The organism is Janthinobacterium sp. MP5059B (genome assembly GCF_001758645.1).
GTDB classification, from domain to species: domain Bacteria; phylum Pseudomonadota; class Gammaproteobacteria; order Burkholderiales; family Burkholderiaceae_D; genus Janthinobacterium; species Janthinobacterium lividum.
The window spans coordinates 118,584-138,412 of the sequence record NZ_LRHX01000022.1 but is presented as its reverse complement, the minus strand read 5'-3'; the positions used below and the strand labels follow the sequence as shown (position 1 = coordinate 138,412).

Here is a 19,829-nt window from a genome sequence, read left to right as displayed (position 1 = left end):
TTCCTGAAGCCAGAATAGTACGCCACCGCAAGCATTTCAGCAGGGCACGATTAATAATGGCTCAGGCAGCCGCGTTGGCCAGCAACTCGGGCATAACGTCGGCGGAGGTGGCCAGCCGCGCGCCGCGTGCATGCATGGCGGCAAGGAAGTCGCGCTGCTGCGATGCAAAGCCCGTGACGGGGCTCATGCAGTCCGTCAGCAAGACCAGGCGCGACAGGGCCGGCTTGCCTTGCTGTGCTTCCAGGTAATCGGCGATGTGCTCGGTGCTGGCTTTCACGCAATGGCTGCCCGCCTCGCCGGTGACATAAATCTGCTGCGCCGGCAGCAAGGTGGCAAGGAAATCCAGGTTCAGCTGGGTAGCCGCATCCTGAGGATCGGGCACTTCCGCCATGACGGCAGAGTAATGCTCGGTCCACGGATTGGAACCCTTGCTCAGCTTGGCCACCACTCGCAGGTGATCCACTTCCCAGGCGTTGTAGGCGGCGCGCACGGCCGCATGGATATTCTGGCCCCAGCTGCCGATCTCGCAATGCACGGGCCACACCATCAATTGATAGCGTCCCGCTTGCTGCAAGGCATCGAGGTAAGCCAGCGCACGCGGCAAGGCGCCGCTGGCGGCGGGCAGGAACAGGCGGTCGCGCACCTGCTGCGCGCTGATCTGCGTAAATGGCGGCACGGCGCCGCCATCGCCCGTGCGCCAGAAGGCGGGGTGGGCAATGTCGTAGCGATGGTGCGCATCGAGCGTGATGCTGATCTGCGTCAAACCGCTGCCCCCTTCGCGGATCAGTTGCGCCACGCGCAGCATGTCGGCGTGGGCGCCAGGCACGGCCAGCGCCGGTGCCGTATCTGGCGGCAGCCAGGCGGCGGGCAAGTCGCAAAAATCGTTTTGCGGATCGATGACAAGCAGGTGCAACTGGCGTTTCATGGCGGTCCTCTGGCGTGGCAATATCTCGCATGATACGGGCAACTTCGTCGGCGCGCCTGCACCGGCTACGCCAGGACTGTGCTCACTCGCAATAACTTGCGCCGAAACAAGCCACGCGACGGTTCAGGGATGGAAGACGTAACGGCGCTGGCGCCGCTCGACCAGCTTGACGGCCACCTCGCCCGCTTCGGCCATGGCGTCCGCTTCCGTTGTAAACTGGTGGTCGGCCGACACCCGGCGCTTGCGAACCAGATTCATCCGGTGCATGGGATTGGGCGAAGGGGCATAGATGGCGACGTAGGCGCCCCATAGCTTGCAGCCCGGCAAGCGCTCTGCCGTGTAATTCACCTCATAAAAATCAACATACTTTATCGGCACGATGTTCGCTCCAAAAATGACATGGCCGGACAGCTTGTCTCTACGGACTGACGCGGTGAGGGTAAAACCATGCGCTCGCGATTGCTCAGGATACTCAATTCAGCTCTCTTTTTATAACGCGGCACAGGAGAAAAAGATGAATGACTACATTATCTTCATGCACGACGACACGGAAACACCGGTGGACGTCGCCACCTCAGCCTGGGAAGACTACTTCGCCATGCTCAGGGCCAGTGGCCGCTTCTGCGGTGGCAGTTCCATCGGGCCCGGTATCTGCGTGCACCAGTCCGGCCAGGCCAGACCGGTCACGTCACACTTGTCAGGCTATCTACGTGTGCAAGCTGAAAGTATAGACGATGCAAAAAAATTATTAATCGGAAACCCCGTACTGAACGCAGGGGGAACGGTGGAAATTCGCGAACTGCCGCGCGACTGACGCGGCCTGTCTGGCGCCTATTTTCCCGCCTCGGCCGCGGGATGCATGGACCAGACGACGCTGAGGATTTTCCATTCGCCATCACGCTTGACCATCTGCCACGCTTCCACGCCATAGTTGGACAATTGATTGCCGACGAGGAATTCGTAGTCGAAGTTGACCCACGCCACGTGACGGTCCTGGGTGATCTTGACGTTGTAGAATTTTTCTTCCGTGCGCTGCGGTTCGCGCTTGATGAAGTTGGCGAATGCAACATAGCCGGCCGCCCCGACGCCGTCGAAGTGGACGTCCGTCGTGTCGCGCATTTTCTTGATGAAACCGTCGTCGGCCGGCGAGGCAAACAGGATGTTCGTATGCAGCAGCAGCGACGACAGCAGCTTGACATCCTTGGCGATCAAGGCCGCCTGGAAGTCGGCGACGACTTTTTCGATGGCGCGGATATCCTCGGGCGTGGAGGCGTGGCGCCCCACGTGAGGCGGCGCAGGGGGCGCGGTCTGCGCCAGCGCCATGCCTGCTGAAAACAAAGAACATCCGAACAATACCGCGCTTGCCAACTTGTGCATGAGGGACTTTCATGGCGAACGGCTCGCCAGGCTGGCACGGGGCGTGCCGCTGGCAAGCTTATGTCAACCATGGCAGATTGGCAATCCCTCTTTGGAACTAGGCGAGGATCGAACTCAGGCAGCCAGCGCCTCGATCGAGGCACGGCCCTTGGCGATCGCGCTGCTGACGGCTTCCTCGCCCATGGCCACGCCTTCGGCTTGCACGAACTCGATATCCGTGATGCCGATGAAGCCCAGCGCCGTGCGCAGATAGGTGCTCAGGTAGTCATACGCGGCGCCCGGGCCTTCGCTGTAGACGCCGCCGCTGGCCGTGAAAATATACGCTTTCTTGCCCGTGGCCAGGCCGACGGGGCCCGTCGCCGTGTACTGGAACGTGCGTCCCGCGCGCGCCACGTGGTCGATCCACGCCTTCAGGGTCGACGGCACGGAAAAGTTGTACATGGGCGCGGCCAGCACCAGCACGTCGGCGGCCAGCAATTCATCGACCAGGATATCGGACAATTGCACGGCCGCTGCCGCCTGCGCGCTGCGCTGTTCAACTGGCGTAAAAAAGGCGCCCATCACCTCTTCCGTCAGGTGCGGCACGGGCTGCGCCGCCAGGTCGCGTTCAACGACGCTGGCGCCTTGCGCGGCCAGTTTCGCGACGAATTCGCCGGACAATTGACGCGACAGGGAACCGCTGTTGCGCACGCTGCTATTGATGTACAAGACTTTGCTCATGAAATGCTCCTTCGAAAACGGTAGACTGGAATGCCGCATCGCGGCCCTTGCACACAGCATAGTTCGGGTCTACCATCGATGAAACCGTATAAATATAAATGATTAGCATCGAATTTTTAGATATGGAGTCACCATGAGAGAACCGGGCCAGCCTTCGCTCGACCAGTTGCGCGTGTTTGTCGCCGTCATCGACGCGGGCGGCTTCGCCCACGCGGCGCGCCAGCTACACCGCACGCAATCGGTGATCAGCTACACCATCGCCAACCTGGAAGAACAGCTGAACGTGGTGCTGCTCGACCGCGGGAAGCGCAAACCCACCCTGACTGACGCGGGCAAAGCCCTGCTGGCCGACGCGCGCGCCGTGGCCCTGAAGGTCGACGGCATGCGCGCGCGCGCCAAGGCGCTGGCGGGCGGGCTGGAAGCGGAAGTATCGGTCGTGGTGGACGTGATGTTTCCCACCTGCGTGCTGGTGCGCGTCCTGGAAGCGTTCCAGGCGCAGTTCCCCACCGTCGCCCTGCGCCTGCGCATCGAAGCCATGGGCGCCGTGGCGCAGCTGGTGATGGATGGCAGCTGCCACATCGGCCTCGGTGGCTGGATGACGGCCACGGCCAGCGTCTTCGAGCGCCTCGCCGTCGGCCACGTGCGCCTGATTCCCGTGGCCGCCCCCAGCCACGCGCTGGCGCAGCAGGCAGGGCCGATTGCCTCCAGCGTTGCGCGCGAACACGTGCAACTGGTGCTCAGCGACCGCAGCGTGCTGACGGAGGGCCAGGATTTTGGCGTGCTGGGATTGCGCAACTGGCGCCTGGGCGACCTCGGTTCCAAGCACGCGCTGCTGCGCGCAGGCCTGGGCTGGGGCAACATGCCCGAAGCGATGGTGCGGGAAGACCTGGCCGAAGGCCGCCTGGTGCACCTGCCGCTGGCCGTCGACAATGGCGAGAATTACCCGATCTACCTGATCCAGCGCGCCGACACGCCGCCGGGCCAGGCGGGCAAGTGGCTGACGGAGCGGTTTGCGGAGCAGTTGCCGTTGCTGGCACAAGGGTTTTAAACGCCAAACAAAACCTACTGCGCGTCGCGCTTTGCGGCCTGCGATGCTCACCGTACTAAAGTACGGTTGCGCTTCTTAGCCACAAATCGCTGCCGCTCGCTACGGTTTTGTTAGGCGTTGTGAGTTCACAATTGACACAGGTATGATGCGGGTAACACTTTAATAAGGAACCACATGGCCGGCATCGACGACTTCGTCAACAAACAAAAACCTGGCGCGCGCTTCGTCATCACGGCGCAGATGCTGCGCATGACGCCGCAGCAATTCGACTCGCTGGCGCAGGAATGGATGGAAGACGGCGGTCCCGGCTTCGACGTGGCCGGCATCCCGCACCGGGTCGTCGTCAATGGGCAATTCTATATCGGCAGGCTCACCGTGCAGCGGCACGGCGAACCTGCATAAGGACTACTCCACACCCAGCACGTGCAGGCGGCGGCGCAAACGCGCCACTTCTTCCGACAAGTCGACCACCAGCGCGGCCAGTTCGGCGTTCGCGTCGAACACGGATTCGATTTCGTGCAGGCGGCGCGCGCGCACCAGGTCCAGGCTGGTGAAGCGCCAGGCCGTCAGCTGCCCCGCCGGCGGGCCGTCCTGCAGCAGCACGCCCGTCTGCACGTGCTGCACCACCCAGTCCGGTTCCACGGCGCAGGCGCGCGCCAGTTCTTCCAGGCTCAGGGCACGGTCTTCGAGCAATTCGCCAATTACCTTGTTTGTCATGATTTACCCTCCCAGCTTCTGGCGCGGATTGAAAGCCATCTCGCGCGCCATGGTTGCATACAGTTCCCGCGCCTTGTCGTCGTTCGCCGGCGGCAGCACCACTTCCAGCAGCAGATACAGGTCGCCCGGCTGGGCGGCGGGAATACCGCGCCCTTTCAGGCGCAGCTTGCGCCCCGTCTGCGAATTGGGCGGCACGCTGACGGACACCGTGCCAGATGGCGTGGGCACGTCGATCTCGCCGCCCAGCGCCGCTTCCCATGGCGTGACGGGCACCGTCTCGAACACGTCGCGCCCTTCCACCTTGTAGCGCGCATCGGGCCGGAAGCGGATCTCCAGGTACAAATCACCGGCGGGAGCGCCGCCGCTGCCGGGATTGCCCTGCCCTTTCATGCGCAGCTGCTGTCCTTCCGTGACGCCTTTCGGTATCGTCACTTCCAGGGTACGCTCGCGCGTTACCACGTGGCCTTGCGCATCCGCTTCGGGCACGCGCATGACGATGTGGCGCTTGGCGCCCTGGTAGCTGTCCTGCAGGTCGATGGTGATGGCCGCGTGGCTGTCCTCGCCCTGCATCTGGAAGGTGCTGTTGGCGCGGCGCCGGCCGCCCACGTGGGCGAACAGGTCGGCAAAGAAATCGCTGTCGTCGGCGCCCGACGATTCGTAGCCCGAACCCCAGTCCGGCGGCGGACGGAAGGGCTGGCCCTGCGCGCCCTGGTTACGGCCCAGTTCATCGTAGGCGGCGCGCTTTTCCGCGTCGCCCAGCACGCCATAGGCCTCGTTCAGGGCCTTGGTGCGCTTGTCGGCGTCCGGTTCCTTGCTCACGTCGGGATGGTATTTGCGCACCAGCTTGCGGTACGCCTTCTTGATCTCGGCCTCGGTCGCCGTCTTCTCGACGCCCAGCTCCTTGTAGTAGTCCTTGTATTCCACCGTGCTTGCTCCCCATGGTTGAACTGCCTATGGGAAGAGTACACGAATTGGCGCCGACAGCGCGTGCGCACAATACAACACCGCCCGCGGGGCACGGGGCGCGCGGGCGGTGAAAATGGCAGCGGAAAATGCCTAGCGCACGCGGCGCACCGAGGAAATGCGGCGGTCCAGGCCTCCATGCAGGCGGCCATAGCTGCCCGGCCCCATCACCACGCAGCGGCCGCGGAAATTGGCATCGACGCAGAACTCCCAGCGGCCGTAATTGACGACGATCGATTCGGCGCGGTCGTTGAAGCCATAGCGGTTCAAGTCATGCACTTCGCGGTCCAGGCGCACGGGCCGTCCGCGCATGCCGGCGTCAGGGAACATCAGCACGGCGCCATTCATGTCGGGACGGTGGCCGCCGCCGTGGCCGGGATAACCTGGATGGCCGGGGTAAGGACGCTCCGGCTCCGGACGCGGAGGGCGCGGCGGGTAGGGACGGTGGTGGTCGCCGCCATGGCCCGGGCGGCCCGCTTCGCGCACCGAAGAGATGGCGTCGTTCATGCCCGGCATGCTGCTGTAGCGGCCCGGTCCCAGGGTGCGGCAGTTGCCCCGGTAATTGGCGTCCTTGCACACTTCCCAGGTGCCCGAGCGCACGATCACGCTGGAGGTCTTGTCGTTAAAGCCCATGCGCGACAAATCTCCCGCATCGGAACGCAGGGTGACGGGACGGCCTCGGAAACCGGCGTCCTCGAACAGGGTGATTTCGCCCGCGGATGCGGCAAGGGGCGCGAGGAAGGTGGCGGCGCACAGCAGCGCGGGGCGGAAAGATCGAACCATGACAACTCCAATACTGAGACATTTTCGCCAGTGTAGTCCAGGCGGCAGGCGGCGAGTGTAACAAAGGGCAAGCAAATGTCAGCACACGGCTGGGAATGTAAAAGCCGCCTGGCGGGGCATTCCCGGCAGGCGGCCTGTCAGCACGGCGTCAGGACGCGGTCAGCGCACGCGGCGCAGCGAGGAAATCTGGTTTTCCATGCCATTCAGGCGGCCATATTCGCCCGGCCCGATCACTTCGCAGCGGCCGCGGAAGTTCGAATCGCTGCACACTTCCCACTGGCCCTCGTTGACGACGATGGACGAGGCGCGGTCATTGAAATTGAGACGCACCAGGTCTTCCGTGCTGCGATCCAGCGCCAGCGGTTCGCCGCGCATGCCCGCCTCGGGGAACAGCAGGACGGCGCCGCGCTGCTGGTACTGCGGCTGCTGGTATTGCGGATACTGCTGCTCGTACTGCGGCCGCTCATACTGCTGCTGGCGGCGCGCTTCGCGCTCGTCGACCATGCGCGCCGAGGAGACGCGCCCGTCAAGGCCGCGCCCCAGGTCGTCGTGACGGCCGGGGCCGAAAATGCGGCAAGTGCCCTGGTAGTTCGAGTCGCTGCACAACTGCCAGTAGCCGTTATGGATGACGATGCTGCTGGTGCGGTCGTTGAAACCGATGCTGACGAAATCGTCCGTATCGCGGTTCAGGCGCGCCGAGCCGCCATTCTGGCCCGCGCCCGAATACACTTCCAGGGTGCCGCCACGGCCATAGCCGCCATGGCCACGGTCTGGATCGCGCCCAGGGCGTCCCGGATTGTAGCCATCGCCGCGCCCCGTTTCGCGCACCGAGGTGATGGCGTCGTTCATGCCAGGCATCGAGCGGTATTCGCCTGGCCCCAGGCTGCGGCAATTGCCGCGAAAACCGGAATCCGTGCACACATCCCAGGTACCCGAACGCACCATGATGCTGGACGTCTTGTCGTTGAAGCCCATGCGCGACAGGTCGTCCGTCGTCTCGCGCAAGGTCAAGGCGCGGCCGCGGAAATTATCATCCTCGAACAGGGTGATCTCGCCCGCATGGGCGCCCAGGTGGGTGAACAGAACGGCGCTGGAAAACAGCGCCAGTTTCAAGCTAGGGGATATCATTCTCAACTCCAGTTAATTAATCGTTATTCTTCATGCATTGCGGTGCCGTGTCAACGCAGGCGGCGCAGCGAGGAAATGCGGCCGTCGAGTGCATCAAGCGTATTGTAGATACCGGGCTCGAGGATCTCGCAGCGACCACCGTAATGCGCATCGGCGCACACTTCCCAGTCGCCGGCATTGATCACGATGGAATTGGTCTGGTCGTTGAAGTTCATGCGTACCAGATCGCTCACATCGCGATTCACCGGCAGGCCGCGTCCCCCCATATGAGAGCGCGGGTACAGCAGCAGCATCGGGTCTTCGCTGGCCGGCTGGTTTTCCTCGCGCGGGTCAACCAGGCGTGCCGATGACGTCTTGCCTTGCAGATTGCGTGGCAACTCGTAGCTGCCCGGGGCATACACTCGGCAGCTGCCATGGAAATTGGAGTCACTGCACAGTTGCCAGTAACCGTGGCGCACGCGAATGCTGGCGGAGCGGTCATTGAAGCCGATATCGACAAAGTCGTCGCGGTCGCTATTGATGTCGACCGAGGCACCGCGCTGCGCCGAGGTATCAAACACTTGCAGCGCCGCACCGCGCTCGCGCTCGCGTTCTCGCTCTGGCGGTGGCCGCGACGTTTCTGGCGACGGCGACACTTCTGGCGAGGATGGCGACGGCGCGGATGGCGTTTCGGGCCGGCTGCCGCCGCCCCTGCCGTCCGCCAGGCGCACCGAGGAAATCTTGTCGTTCATGCCGGGCATGGAAGGGTAATCGCCGCGCTCGAACGTCTTGCATGCGCCCTTGAAGTTGGCATGCGCGCACACCTCCCAGCGGCCCGAAGCAACCTTGATGCTCGACACCTTGTCATTGAAATTCATGCGCGACAAATCGTCCGTCGTGTCGCGCAAGACCACCATGCGGCCCTTGAAATTATCATCGGTGTACAAGCTGATTTCAGCGGCGTGCGCCGACACATGGGCTAACAGCGCACTGGCACACAGCAGCGCAAGACTCAGCGGACGATTCATCGGGTGGTCTCCAGTACCGGTAAAGGTCAATTAGTGATCGACATGACAACTGATGCCAGTGTAACCATCCGCAGAAAAAAACGGTGTAACAAAGTATGGGAAAAGCACAATAAATTGTTACCAAAAGCAATAACCGGCCCCGGCAGGGACCGGCCGTTCCTGCCCGCTTGGCGTCAGCGCACTTCGCGCACGGACGAGATGCGGTTGCTCATGCGCTCCAGGCTCGCGTATTCACCGGGGACCAGTGTCCGGCAACGGCCGCGGAAATCAACGTCCTCGCACACTTCCCAATAGCCGGAGCGCACGCGCACGCTTTGCACCGTATCGTTGAAATCGCGCTCGCGCAAATCGGCAGAGGCGTTGCGCACGGTCAAACTGCGGCCGGCGAAATCGTCGCGCGTATAGAAGGTCAGTTCACCGCCCAGCGAGCGCCCCGGCAAATGGCCGTGCTCACGGTCGCGGTCGCGGCGGCCGTCCCAGTCGCGCCCACGGTCACGATCACGATCACCGTCGCGATCGCGGCCCGGATGACCACCCCAGCCGCCGCGCACTTCGCGCAGCGAGGTGATTTTGTTGGCGCGGCCATCGAGCGAGGGATACTCGCCCGCCTCCAGCAGGAAGCAGGCGCCGCGGAAATCGGCTTCCTCGCATGCTTCCCAACGGCCCGAGCGCACGCGGATGCTTTGCGTCGTGTCGTTGAAACGGACATCTTCCAGGTCGGCGACGGCGTCGCGCACGGTCTGCGAGCGGCCGTGATAATCGTCGCGCGAATACAGGGTCAGTTCGCCGGCGCCGGCCAGTTCGGCCGTCATGGCGGCGCCCAGCAACAGGGCGCAATTCAAGGCTTTCTTCAACATGGTCTTACTCCATAGTCAGGGTACTGCGGTTGACTATTTGGTCATTTTGCCAAATAGAGCACGCAGTCTATCCGCGACCGGCCCACTTAGCTGTAACAAATGATTACCGCGCCCGGCGCCCCTCCGGGCATCTCCCGGGAGCGGCGGCGGACAAGCACGGCGAATGCCGGTAGAATCTTGTGTTTAGTCAAGCTTGCCGCCCATGCCATACACTACCTCGTTTACCCTGCCCGCCATCCGCACTGAAGTCTCGTCTCTGTGGAAGCTGGCCTGGCCCATCCTGATCGGCCAGCTGGCCACCGTCGGCATGGGCGCGGCCGACGTGGCGATGACGGGCCATACGAATCCCGAGGAACTGGCCGCCGTGTCGCTGGGCGCGGCCATCTGGTCCATCGTGCTCGTCACCGTGAGCGGCATCATGATGGCGATCAATACCCTGGTGGCGCATGAAATCGGCGCCGCGCGCCACGACCGGGTGCCGCACATCGTGCGCCAGTCGCTGTGGAAGGCGCTGCTCGTGGGCCTGGTGGCTTGTTTGCTGACGAACATGGCGGCGCTGGTATTCGACCACCTGATGCTGGAACCCGCCGTCGCATCCAAGGCCAAGCTGTTCGTGCACATCATCAGCTGCGCGCTGCCGCCGTTCGCCGCCTACCGCGCGCTGTACGGCTACAGCACCAGCATCAACCAGACCAAGCCCGTGATGGTCATCGCGCTGGCTGCGCTGGGCCTCAATATCCTCGTCAACTACCTGCTGATCTACGGCCACTGGGGCATGCCGAAGATGGGCGGCGTGGGCTGCGCCGTGGCCACCACCTGCTGCGTGTGGATGATGCTGCTGGCCATGCTGGCCTGGATCAGGATCGCCCCCGCCTACCGCGCCACGTATCCGTTCACGCACTGGGAAGGACCGCAGCTGTCCTCCATCGGTCCCATGCTGCGCCTGGGCCTGCCCATCGGCGTGACCTATTTTGCCGAAGTAAGCGCCTTTGGCGTCATCAGCCTGCTGGTGGCGCGCTTCGGCGTGATCCAGGTGTCGGCACACCAGATCGCCCTGAATTTCTCGTCCGTCGTCTTCATGGTGCCGCTCACGTTCGGCATCGCGCTGGTCACGCGCGTGGGCCACGCCGTGGGCGAAGCCAATCTGCGCCGCGCGCGCTTCATTTCGTGGGTGGGCGTGGCCATGTCGCTGACGGCGGCCATCGTCTCGGCTGCCGTCATCACCGTCTTCCGCCACCAGATCGCGCAAGCCTACACGTCCGACCCGCAGGTGCAGGCGCTGTGTGCGCAGCTGCTGCTGTTCGCCGCCCTGTTCCAGCTGTCCGACGCGACGCAGGTGGCCACTTCCTGCGCCATCCGCGGCTACAAGGTGACGCGCCAGCCGATGCTGATCCAGTTGCTGGCGTTCTGGGGCTTCTCGCTGCCGATCGGCTACGTGCTGGGCCTCGCGCCGGCCGGCTTCCCCTGGTCGCCGACCGAGCCTATGGGCGCCGCCGGTTTCTGGATCGGCCTCGTCACGGGCCTGACGGTGGCGGCCGTGCTGCTGACCTGGTATTTGAACCGCCTGTCGCAGCAGCGCCTGCGCGCCGCCCGATAAGCCAGCGAGGAAGCCGCCATGCCGCAACAACGCCCCTTCAGGCAAGTCGATGTCTTCAGCGCGGTGCCCTTCCTGGGCAATCCGCTGGCCGTGGTGCTCGACGCGAATGGCCTCGATGACGCGCAGATGCAGGCGATCGCGCGCTGGACGGGCCTGTCGGAAACCACCTTCGTGCTGGCGCCGCGCGATCCCGCCGCCGATTACCGCGTGCGGATCTTTTCGCCCGAGATGGAATTCCCGTTCGCCGGCCACCCGACCCTGGGCACGGCGCATGCCCTGCTCGATGCGGGCATGCAGCCCAAGGGCGCGCGCATCGTGCAGGAATGCGGCGTCGGCCTGGTGCCGATAGAACGCGGCGCCGGCGGCATGCTGGCGTTCCAGGCGCCGCCCTGCACCGCGCGCACGCTCCCCTCTGCGCTGCTGCCGCTGCTGCAAACGGCGCTGGGCGACGCGACGGCCGCTGGCGGCACCATCGTCGACATGGGCATCCGCTGGCTGTGCGTGCCGCTGCCGGACGCCGCGGCCTGCCTGGCCGTCCATGCCGACATTGCGGCGCTGACGGCATTGCTGGCCGCGTCAAGCGCTGACGGACTGGCCCTCTACGGCGCGCACGGCGCCGGCGGGCCGGCCGATTACGAAGTGCGCGCTCTGCTCAGCGAGCACGGCGCACTGGTCGAGGATCCCGTCACGGGCAGCGCCAACGCCTGCATCGCGCACCTGCTGGCGGGCGCCGACTACCGCGTGCGCCAGGGTACCTGCCTGCAGCGCGACGGCCGCGTGTCCGTCAATTTCCGCGATGGCCACGCCTGGATAGGCGGCGCATGCCTGACCGTGGTCGCAGGGTCGATATTGGCCTGACCAGGCAAAGCGCCATGGAATGAGTGGCGATCGGATATTTCCATCGAAGGAAATACGGCCAGGAACGCCTTATTCCGTGGCCGGAGCTATCGCATAAACAGGCACGCTCTGGTATCGTCTTACGCTTAGGCAACGCTCAAGCGCGCCTTTTTGCATGCAGAGCCATTCATTCCTCCAACTACCGAGACATCCATGCGTTTTATTCTTTGTTTTCTGGCCGCGATGGCCAGCGTTCCCGCATCGGCTGAAAAGCTGACCCTGGAACGCATCCACGCCGATCCGGCGCTGGCCGGCCCCGGCGTGCGCAACCTGAAGGTCTCGCCCGACGGCGAGCGCGTCACGTTCCTGCGCGGCCGCGCCGACAACCAGTTCCAGCTCGACCTGTGGGAATTCAAGCTGAAGGACAAGAGCACGCACCGCCTGGTCGACTCCAAGGCGCTGGTGCCGAATGAAACGATTTCGCCCGAAGAGCAGGCGCGCCGCGAACGCGAGCGCACGGCCAGCCTGAACGGCATTCTCAGCTACAGCTGGTCGCCCGATGGCAAGCAGCTACTGGTGCCGCTGGCCGGCAATCTGTACCTGGTCGACGCGGCCCATCCGGACAAGGCGCGCCTGGTCGCCAAGGGCAATGTGCTCGATCCGAAAATCTCGCCGAAAGGCCGCTATGTGTCGTTCGTGCGCGACCAGAACATCTATGTCATCGACCTCAAGACAAACAAGGAACGCCAGCTGACGACCGATGGCAAGGGCACCATCCGCAACGGCGAAGCCGAATTCGTGGCGCAGGAAGAAATGGGCCAGCGCACCGGCTACTACTGGGCTCCCGACGATTCCGCCATCGCGTATAAACGCTATGACGAAGCGCCCGTGCCCGTCGTGCGCCGCTTCGAAATCTTCGCCGACCGCACCGACGTCGTCGAGCAGCGCTACCCGGCTGCCGGCGACCCGAACGTGCTGGTGCAACTGCTGATCGTCTCGCCGGAAACGGGCGCGCAGCGCCAGGTGGACCTGGGCACGAACCCGGACATCTACCTGGTGCGCGCCGACTGGAGCGCGGACAGCAAGTCGCTCGTGTACCAGCGCCAGTCGCGCGACCAGAAGACCCTCGATTTGGTGGCAGTTGATGCAGCCACGTTGGCGCAGCGCACACTGCTGACGGAAACGTCGAAGACCTGGGTCAGCATCCATGACGACCTGCGCTTCCTGTCGAACGGCACCTTCCTCTGGTCGTCCGAACGCACGGGCCGCAACCATCTGTATTTGTACGACATGGGCGGCAAGCTGCTGCGCCCGGTCACTTCGGGCGCATGGGGCATCGACAGCGTGCTGGCCGTGAATGAAAAAACCGGCAAGGTGTATGTGTCCTCGAACCGCGACGCCGTGATCGACAAGCAGACCTACGCGCTGGCCCTCGATGGCAGCACGGCCGACAAGCCGCAGCGCGTGACGAAAGCCGACGGCTGGCACGACACGAAGTTCTCGAGCAATGGCGAAGTGTTTGTCGACACGTATTCCGACCCGGCCACGCCGCCGCAAGTGAGTATCCGCCGTCCGGACGGCGCCATGGTGGGCTGGCTGGAAGAAAACGCGCTGAACGCCAGCCACCCATACGCGAAATACAAGGCGGACCACCTGCCGACGGAGTACGGCACCCTGAAAGCCAACGATGGCCAGACGCTGTACTACTCCATCGTCAAGCCGTCGAACTTCGACGCAAGCAAACGCTACCCCGTCTACCTGTCGACGTATGGCGGCCCGCACTCGCAGCACGTGGCTCGCCGCTGGGGCAACAACTTCGACCAGTACATGGCGCAGCAGGGCTTTGTCGTCTTCCGCCTCGATAACCGCGGTTCGTCGCGCCGCGAGCGCGCATTCACGGACGCCATCTATCACAACCTGGGCGCAGCGGAAGTGGCGGACCAGCTGGTCGGCATCGACTGGCTGGGCAAGCAAAGCTTCGTGGACGCGAAACGCATCGGCGTGTTCGGCTGGAGCTACGGCGGCTTCATGACCCTGCGCTTGCTGTCGGCCGCGTCCGACAAGATCGCCATGGGCGTATCGGTGGCGCCCGTCACCGACTGGTCGCTGTACGACACCCACTACACGGAGCAATTCCTCGGCATGCCGAAGGAAAACGTCGATGGCTACAAGGCCAGTACCGTGTTCGCCCACCTCGACGGCCTGAAGTCGCCGCTGCTGCTGGTGCACGGCATGGCCGACGATAACGTCCTGTTCAGCAACAGCACCCGCCTGATCGACGCGCTGGTGAACCGCGGCGTGCAGTTCGACCTGATGACGTACCCGGGCGCCAAGCACGGCATCTCGTCGCGCGCGGGCCAGCGCCACGTGTACAAGAAAATTGAAATGTTCTTCAAGCAGAACCTGGGCGTAGCGAAGTAAAGCGCGCCCACAAATAAAAACCACCGCCTGTCTCGCGACAGGCGGCGGTTTTTTTATTGAGCGTGCGTCAGCTTAAGGTTTGCGCGTAACGGTCTCGACCGCATCCTTGACGTCGCCAACCTTCTTCTGCACTTTGCCTTCGACCTGGTTTGCCAGACCCTTGGCTTGCTGTTCTTCGCTGCCGACGACTTTGCCAGCGGCTTCCTGGATTTTACCGCCGACTTCCTTCAGTTTACCTTCGACTTGATCTTTGTTCATGATGGATCCTCACTGTAGTTGGTACATCTGTTGTCCGGCCCCGAAGGGCCGGTACTGCGGCTCACACGCTGTTGCAAACTGCTTGCTGCGTGTCGATGTATCCATAGTACGCAAGGGGAATCAAAGGCTCTGTACGGTTCCTAACACATGCTCAATTTGCGCCAATATCGGCGATCACACGGGCTTGCGCCAGACGGTGGCCAGCCACGGCTGCTGGTCGCGCGGCAAGCCGGGCGGGCGGTAGTACTGCTCGATCAAGGTAAAACCGGCCGCCTGCACGTAGGCGGCCCACGTCGCTTCGTCGTGATAGCTGCCATAGCGCGCGCCATTCCAGCCTTCCTGGTTCTGCCCGCGCGGGTTCGAGCTGAACAGCACGCCACCGGGCTTCAGGCACGCGTACAAAGCGCGCAGCACGCCGGGCAAGGCGGCGCTGGGCACGTGGAACAGCACGGCATTGGCAAACACGCCGTCGAAGTGCGTGGCGGGCAGATCGAGGTCGATGAAATCCTGCTGCCAGACAGTGCAGCCGCTGTAGGCGCGCGCCATCTCGACGAAGCGGGGACAGCCATCGACGCCAGTGGCATGGTGGCCCATGGCCGTGAACGCTTTCAGATCGCGGCCAGGGCCGCAGCCCAGGTCGAGAATATCCAGCGGCGCCGGCTTGCCGATGGCCCCCAGCAGCGCGGCGATGTTCTGGCTGACGTCGTGGTCGCGCGTGCCCTCGAAAAACTGCTCGGCGCTGGCGTCGTAATGAGCCAGGGTGCGATGGGTGATGGCGTGGATGGGGTCTTGCGGGTCTTGCGGCGGGGTTGGCTTCATGGCGGTCCTGTCGATATGTGCCGCCATTTTACGGTGCCAGGGCACTGCGCGCTGGCACCGCTTTATAACTACCAGACGCGCACGCGCTGTTCCGGCGCCAAGTACAGCTGCTGCCCCGGCTGGACGTCGAAGGCCGGGTACCAGGCGTCGAGGTTGCGCACGGTGGCGGCCCGGTATTGCGCCGGCGCATGGCCATCCGTGAGGATCTGCTGGCGCGCCGCCGCTTCGCGCGCCTTGCTGCGCCAGCTGACGCCATAACCCGTGAAGAAATCGCGGTCCGCATCCGCCTGCGCCGGCTTGCCCTGCTGCGACAAGGTGAACGCGTCATGCGCGGCCGCCACGCCGGCCAGGTCGGCCAGGTTTTCGCTCAGGGTCAGCTGGCCATTCACGGCCAGGTCGGGAAACGGCTTGTAGGCCGCGAACTGCGCCACCAATTGCCTGGATGCGGTCTGGAAGTGCGCCAGGTCGGCTGGCGTCCACCAGTCGCGCAGCTTGCCCTGGGCGTCGAACTGGGCGCCCTGGTCATCGAAGCTGTGGCTGATCTCGTGGCCGATGGTGGCGCCGATGCCGCCATAGTTGGCCGCATCGGATGCCTGCGGGTCGAAAAATGGCGGCTGCAGGATGGCGGCCGGAAAGTTCAGCGCATTTTGCAGCGGCAGGTTGACGGCATTGACCAGCTGTGCCGGCATGGCCCAGGCCTTGCGGTCAGGCGACTGGCCCAGCTTGGCCAGCTCCTGCCGGTAGTGGAACTGTTCCGCCCGCTGCACATTGCCCAGCGCATCGCCGCGCACCACGCGCAAGCCCGCATAGTTGTCCCAACGTTCCGGATAGCCGACGCCCACGTACAGGGTCTTGAGTTTTTCCTGCGCCTGCGCCTTGGTGGCCGGCGCCATCCAGTCCAGCTTGTCGATGCGGCGCGAGAAGGCGGCGACGATATTCGTCACCATGTCCTGTACGCGGGCTTTCGATTCAGGCGGGAAATAGCGCTCCACGTACAGCTTGCCGACGGCGTCGCTGAGGGCCGCGTTGGTTGCCGCCAGCGCGCGCTTGCTGCGCAGCGACTGCTGCGGCGTGCCGCTCAGGGCGCTGCCGTAGAAGGCGAAGCGCTGGTCGGCGGCGGCCTTCGGCAAGGTCGTGCTGAAATGGTTGATCGCGTGGAAGGCCAGGAAATCCTTCCATGTGGCCAGCGGCACGCTCGCCACCAGCGCCGCGCTGCCCGTCATGGCCGTCGGATGCCAGACGATGAAGTCCGTCTGCCTGCCCAGGCCCGCTGCCTGGAAGAAGGCCTTCCAGTCCAGGCCAGGCGCCTTGCTGGCAAAGTCGGCTGCACGCCACGCGTTATTGCCCTTGGCGACATCGGCCGAATCTTCGCGGCTGGCGTGGCTCGCGGCAATTTGCTGCTCCAGCGCAAACACGCGCGCGGCACGGGCCGGCGCATCGCGGTAGCTGGCCTGCTTGAGCATGGCGGCGATATGCGCCTGGTAGCCCGCGCGCAAGCCCTGCATGCGCGCGCTGTCGCCCTGGTAGAACGCGCGGTCGGGCAAGCCCAGCCCGCCCTGCAGCAGGTAGGCCACGTTGCGCGTGGTGTCGTTCAAGTCTTGCGCCACCCACAGGCCGAACAGGTTTTCCGTATAAAAATTGGTGGCATTGAGCGGATCGACATCGGCGCGCAAGCTCTCGCCCAGCGCGCGGGCCAGCCCTGCCTGGTCGCGTATGCCATCGATCTTCTTCAGCAGCGGCTTGATCGGCGCCCAGCCTTGCGCTTCGATAGCTGACTCATCCATCCAGGAACGGTAGAAATCGCTGACCTGGCGCGCCGATGCATCCGCCTGCGGCGCCGCCGCCAGGCCTTCGACGAGGGAGATGATGCGCTCGTTGGTCGCATTGGCGAGGATGGCGAACGAGCCCCAGCTGCTGCGGTCGGCGGGAATCTCCGTGCCGCGCAGCCAGTCGCCATTCACGTAATCGTAGAAATCGTCGCCGGGCAAGACAGCCGTGGGTGCCGCCATCGCGGCGGCAGGACTGGCGGCCGCCTCCTGGCCATGCGCGTGGACGGCACCCCCGGCCAGGGCGATGCCGGACAGGGCCAGCGCCATGGCGCGCTTGCGCCAGGAAGCAGGGAAAGAGGAAGCGGCAGCAGTGACAACGCGCATGGTGATCCTTTCAGGCAAAGTAACGACAGTAGTATGCAAAATCATAACGTGTTTTGAAGCGCCGCAACACACTCCCCGGTCAACACGACGCCAGCAGGCATGCGGCTTGGGAGGCGATTCCGGCAGCAGGCAAGCAATCATCTAAATTATTTTCATTTTTTTTCAAAAACACCCTCAAGTTCCCGTTGGAGCTGCCGTTAATCTAGACAAGCGGTAATCCATTCACTAGTTACGGGTGTGCTCATGACCTCCAACGACGTTCTCTCGATGTATGAAAATATTGCAGGAATGACCAATAAAATGGTCGTGGCCGCACGTTCGAGCGACTGGGATGGCTTGGATACCCTGGAAAACCAGTGCGCCAGCGCCGCCAGCGCGACCATGACAGGCAAGGTACCAGCCCTGGCCGGCGCCTCGCGCCTGCGCAAGATCGACTTGCTCAAGCAAATCCTGGCAAATGACCGCGAAATCCGCAGCATCACGGAACCGTGGATGACGCAGGTGCCGAGCGCCATGCCAGGTTCGCGCGCCCGCATGTAAGAAACTTGCCGCACCAGGAACGACAAAAGCACCTGCGGGTGCTTTTTTTGCGTCTGCCTCCGCGCCAGGGAGCGCGCCATCTGCGGTACCAGGCAAGGAGGGGGGGGTGGGGGAATTTGGAAGGCGAGCCCCAGGTATCTCCTGGCGTCGCCTCGCTGCCGGTTGCATCCGGCGTTCGCGAGCACATCGTCGGCATCGCAAACCGCTTCCAGACCCAGGCGTTTATGCAACGCTACACCTGTTTGCCGCGCCACACTATCGTTGGTGACTGCGCCAGGCTGGGGCTGTTTTATCGTAGAGCAAGTCCACTGAATTAATCATATCACCATCTTTAAGAAATAAGCAACGCGATTGGCAAGCGTTTCCATGTATTTTTTCAATATCTTTTTTTATATCAAATTGTCGTGCCGCCTTGCATCGCGTTAACGCGAGAACGGCTCCGGTTCCGGCTCGGCCCCTACCCCGCCTTCCACCGCTTCCGTCAGCACGGGCACATCCTTCTTCTTGCGGCTGAAGGGCTTGCGCAGCAAGACCCAGTATTTCGACGGCGCGCCCGGCCCGGCCGCCTGCTTGCGCTTGCGCGCGACATACACGATGACCGCCGTCAGCAACAGGAAGACCAGAGTGCCGATGCCAAGCCACAGCAAGCCATTGCCGCCCGCCGCCTTCTCGCCCGCTGGCGGCACCAGGGGCTTGGGCTTGGCATGCGGCACCCGCGCCTCGGCCGGCGCGGCAGCAGGCGCAGCGACGGCGGCAGCGGTGGCAGGCTGAGCCAGCGCCTTTTGCAAGGCGCCAAGCTTGCCTTCCAATTCGCCGAGCTTCTCATTCAAAGCCGCGTTTTTCTCATCCAGCGCCACGCACGCTTGCGCCTGCTCCACATTGGCCTGCGGCGCGCAGGCGGCGACGGGCGCCGTCGCGCGGCGCAACGGCGCCGGACGCAACGCGGGTACAGCCGGCGCGGGCGCGGCCGGCGGCGGCACGAACACACGCGCCGGGCGCACGAGGCCCTCGGCGCGCGCGCGGGCCGCCAGCGCGGCGGCATCGGGCGACGGCGCGCCGGCCGCAGCCCGTGGCAACGGTGCGGATACGGGCGCAGGCAACGGAATCGCGGGCCGGACTGGCGCACTGACGGCAGCGGCAGCAGGCGGGGCCGCCGTCAGCCACACGGTGCCCAGGCGCACGACGGCGCCATTGCCACTGCCCAGCAACAAATACAGATGCACATGGCCCGCCTGGATCGCTTGCCGGGTACTCACGCGCACATAGTGGCGCCCGCCGCGTTCTAGCGGGCTGATCGTCAAGGTTTGCAGGGCCGGATCCATGCCGATGCCGCCACCGCGGTACACATCGGGCGAAGCCAGGCGCACGGCCACGCCGCTGGTTTCCTCGGGCGCCAGGGCCGTCAGTTCGATTTCGGCCAGCAGCGGCTGGCCCACATGCGACAGCACGGCCATCTCACCCAGTTCGGCCGCCATGACGGGCGGCAAGGCCAGGCTGGCGGCGGCGCACGCGATCAGGGACCAACGGGGAAGACTGCTGCTCTGCATGGACTGATCACTTTGATAACAGGGTAAATAAGGGGAACTCGCCTGTCTTTAACGGCAGGAAAACGCAAAAATATAGATAGGCCAGGGTAAAAATGATGCATTACAGCATCATCCTGTGCCTTTTTTGCGCCT

The 19,829-nt window shown here is 64.1% G+C and carries 21 protein-coding genes; 7 read left to right on the top strand and 14 right to left on the bottom strand.

All coding sequences use genetic code 11. The features are described from left to right. Positions 1–61: 61 nt before the first annotated feature. Entirely contained in the window at positions 62–925 is an 864-nt protein-coding gene (locus tag JAB1_RS26530; RefSeq protein ID WP_070282574.1) for a cysteine hydrolase, read from the bottom strand. Positions 926–1,048: 123 nt separating this feature from the next. Next, a complete protein-coding gene (locus tag JAB1_RS26525) occupies positions 1,049–1,303 on the bottom strand; it encodes a hypothetical protein (RefSeq protein ID WP_034781908.1) in 255 nt (84 codons plus the stop codon). 136 nt (positions 1,304–1,439) lie between these two features. On the opposite strand from JAB1_RS26525, the gene JAB1_RS26520 reads away from it, so the two are divergent. Then, positions 1,440–1,739: a hypothetical protein gene (locus JAB1_RS26520; RefSeq protein ID WP_070257532.1), complete on the top strand. Its 300-nt coding sequence runs from the start codon at positions 1,440–1,442 to the stop codon at positions 1,737–1,739. Positions 1,740–1,756: 17 nt separating this feature from the next. On the opposite strand, the gene JAB1_RS26515 is transcribed toward JAB1_RS26520, so the two are convergent. Together JAB1_RS26515 and JAB1_RS26510 are read right to left on the bottom strand one after the other, a co-directional pair. Beyond that, entirely contained in the window at positions 1,757–2,263 is a 507-nt protein-coding gene (locus JAB1_RS26515) for a nuclear transport factor 2 family protein (protein ID WP_175445121.1), read from the bottom strand. Between the two features lie 153 nt (positions 2,264–2,416). Beyond that, positions 2,417–3,022 (bottom strand): FMN-dependent NADH-azoreductase, encoded by a 606-nt coding sequence (locus JAB1_RS26510; RefSeq protein WP_070282570.1) that lies wholly within the window; start codon positions 3,020–3,022, stop codon positions 2,417–2,419. Between the two features lie 133 nt (positions 3,023–3,155). Between JAB1_RS26510 and JAB1_RS26505 the strand changes: the two genes are divergently transcribed. After that, on the top strand, positions 3,156–4,070 hold the full coding sequence (locus tag JAB1_RS26505) for a LysR family transcriptional regulator (RefSeq protein WP_034781899.1): 915 nt from the start codon (positions 3,156–3,158) through the stop codon (positions 4,068–4,070). A 174-nt stretch (positions 4,071–4,244) separates the two neighbouring features. Further along, complete coding sequence (locus JAB1_RS26500; RefSeq protein ID WP_034781896.1) at positions 4,245–4,472, top strand: hypothetical protein; 228 nt, start codon at positions 4,245–4,247, stop codon at positions 4,470–4,472. A 3-nt stretch (positions 4,473–4,475) separates the two neighbouring features. Here the strand turns inward: JAB1_RS26500 and JAB1_RS26495 are convergent, their stop codons facing one another. From JAB1_RS26495 to JAB1_RS26470, 6 genes are all read right to left on the bottom strand, one after another. Continuing rightward, a complete protein-coding gene (locus JAB1_RS26495) occupies positions 4,476–4,787 on the bottom strand; it encodes a MerR family transcriptional regulator (RefSeq protein ID WP_034759737.1) in 312 nt (103 codons plus the stop codon). A 3-nt stretch (positions 4,788–4,790) separates the two neighbouring features. Beyond that, positions 4,791–5,711 carry a DnaJ C-terminal domain-containing protein gene (locus JAB1_RS26490; protein WP_034781891.1) on the bottom strand — a complete coding sequence of 307 codons (921 nt, stop codon included), beginning with the start codon at positions 5,709–5,711 and terminating at the stop codon, positions 4,791–4,793. Positions 5,712–5,843: 132 nt separating this feature from the next. Next, positions 5,844–6,533, bottom strand: coding sequence for a beta/gamma crystallin-related protein (locus tag JAB1_RS26485; RefSeq protein WP_070282568.1), 690 nt, complete (start codon positions 6,531–6,533; stop codon positions 5,844–5,846). A gap of 159 nt (positions 6,534–6,692) precedes the next feature. Further along, a complete protein-coding gene (locus tag JAB1_RS26480) occupies positions 6,693–7,661 on the bottom strand; it encodes a beta/gamma crystallin-related protein (protein ID WP_083300017.1) in 969 nt (322 codons plus the stop codon). Between the two features lie 50 nt (positions 7,662–7,711). Further along, positions 7,712–8,668: a beta/gamma crystallin-related protein gene (locus JAB1_RS26475; protein ID WP_070282564.1), complete on the bottom strand. Its 957-nt coding sequence runs from the start codon at positions 8,666–8,668 to the stop codon at positions 7,712–7,714. A 173-nt stretch (positions 8,669–8,841) separates the two neighbouring features. After that, a complete protein-coding gene (locus JAB1_RS26470; RefSeq protein WP_070282562.1) occupies positions 8,842–9,525 on the bottom strand; it encodes a beta/gamma crystallin family protein in 684 nt (227 codons plus the stop codon). A gap of 202 nt (positions 9,526–9,727) precedes the next feature. Between JAB1_RS26470 and JAB1_RS26465 the strand changes: the two genes are divergently transcribed. From JAB1_RS26465 to JAB1_RS26455, 3 genes are all read left to right on the top strand, one after another. Continuing rightward, positions 9,728–11,122, top strand: a complete 1,395-nt coding sequence (locus tag JAB1_RS26465) for an MATE family efflux transporter (RefSeq protein WP_070282560.1) — start codon at positions 9,728–9,730, stop codon at positions 11,120–11,122. Between the two features lie 18 nt (positions 11,123–11,140). Then, a complete protein-coding gene (locus JAB1_RS26460; RefSeq protein WP_070282558.1) occupies positions 11,141–11,980 on the top strand; it encodes a PhzF family phenazine biosynthesis protein in 840 nt (279 codons plus the stop codon). 192 nt (positions 11,981–12,172) lie between these two features. Further along, the gene (locus tag JAB1_RS26455) at positions 12,173–14,380 is read left to right on the top strand and encodes a S9 family peptidase (protein ID WP_070282556.1); all 2,208 of its coding nucleotides are present in this window, start codon (positions 12,173–12,175) and stop codon (positions 14,378–14,380) included. A 72-nt stretch (positions 14,381–14,452) separates the two neighbouring features. Here JAB1_RS26455 and JAB1_RS26450 read toward each other — a convergent pair whose 3' ends face one another. The 3 genes from JAB1_RS26450 to JAB1_RS26440 all read right to left on the bottom strand — a co-directional run bounded on the left by JAB1_RS26450 (position 14,453) and on the right by JAB1_RS26440 (position 17,610). Next, on the bottom strand, positions 14,453–14,638 hold the full coding sequence (locus JAB1_RS26450) for a CsbD family protein (protein ID WP_034759763.1): 186 nt from the start codon (positions 14,636–14,638) through the stop codon (positions 14,453–14,455). 174 nt (positions 14,639–14,812) lie between these two features. Further along, the gene (locus JAB1_RS26445; RefSeq protein ID WP_070282817.1) at positions 14,813–15,457 is read right to left on the bottom strand and encodes a class I SAM-dependent methyltransferase; all 645 of its coding nucleotides are present in this window, start codon (positions 15,455–15,457) and stop codon (positions 14,813–14,815) included. Positions 15,458–15,525: 68 nt separating this feature from the next. Further along, entirely contained in the window at positions 15,526–17,610 is a 2,085-nt protein-coding gene (locus JAB1_RS26440) for a M13 family metallopeptidase (protein ID WP_254672260.1), read from the bottom strand. Between the two features lie 288 nt (positions 17,611–17,898). Here JAB1_RS26440 and JAB1_RS26435 point away from each other — a divergent pair, with 288 nt between their 5' ends. After that, on the top strand, positions 17,899–18,150 hold the full coding sequence (locus JAB1_RS26435) for a flagellar protein FliT (RefSeq protein WP_254672258.1): 252 nt from the start codon (positions 17,899–17,901) through the stop codon (positions 18,148–18,150). A 422-nt stretch (positions 18,151–18,572) separates the two neighbouring features. Here the strand turns inward: JAB1_RS26435 and JAB1_RS30045 are convergent, their stop codons facing one another. After that, positions 18,573–19,697, bottom strand: a complete 1,125-nt coding sequence (locus tag JAB1_RS30045) for a hypothetical protein (RefSeq protein ID WP_070282551.1) — start codon at positions 19,695–19,697, stop codon at positions 18,573–18,575. Between the last annotated feature and the right edge of the window lie 132 nt (positions 19,698–19,829).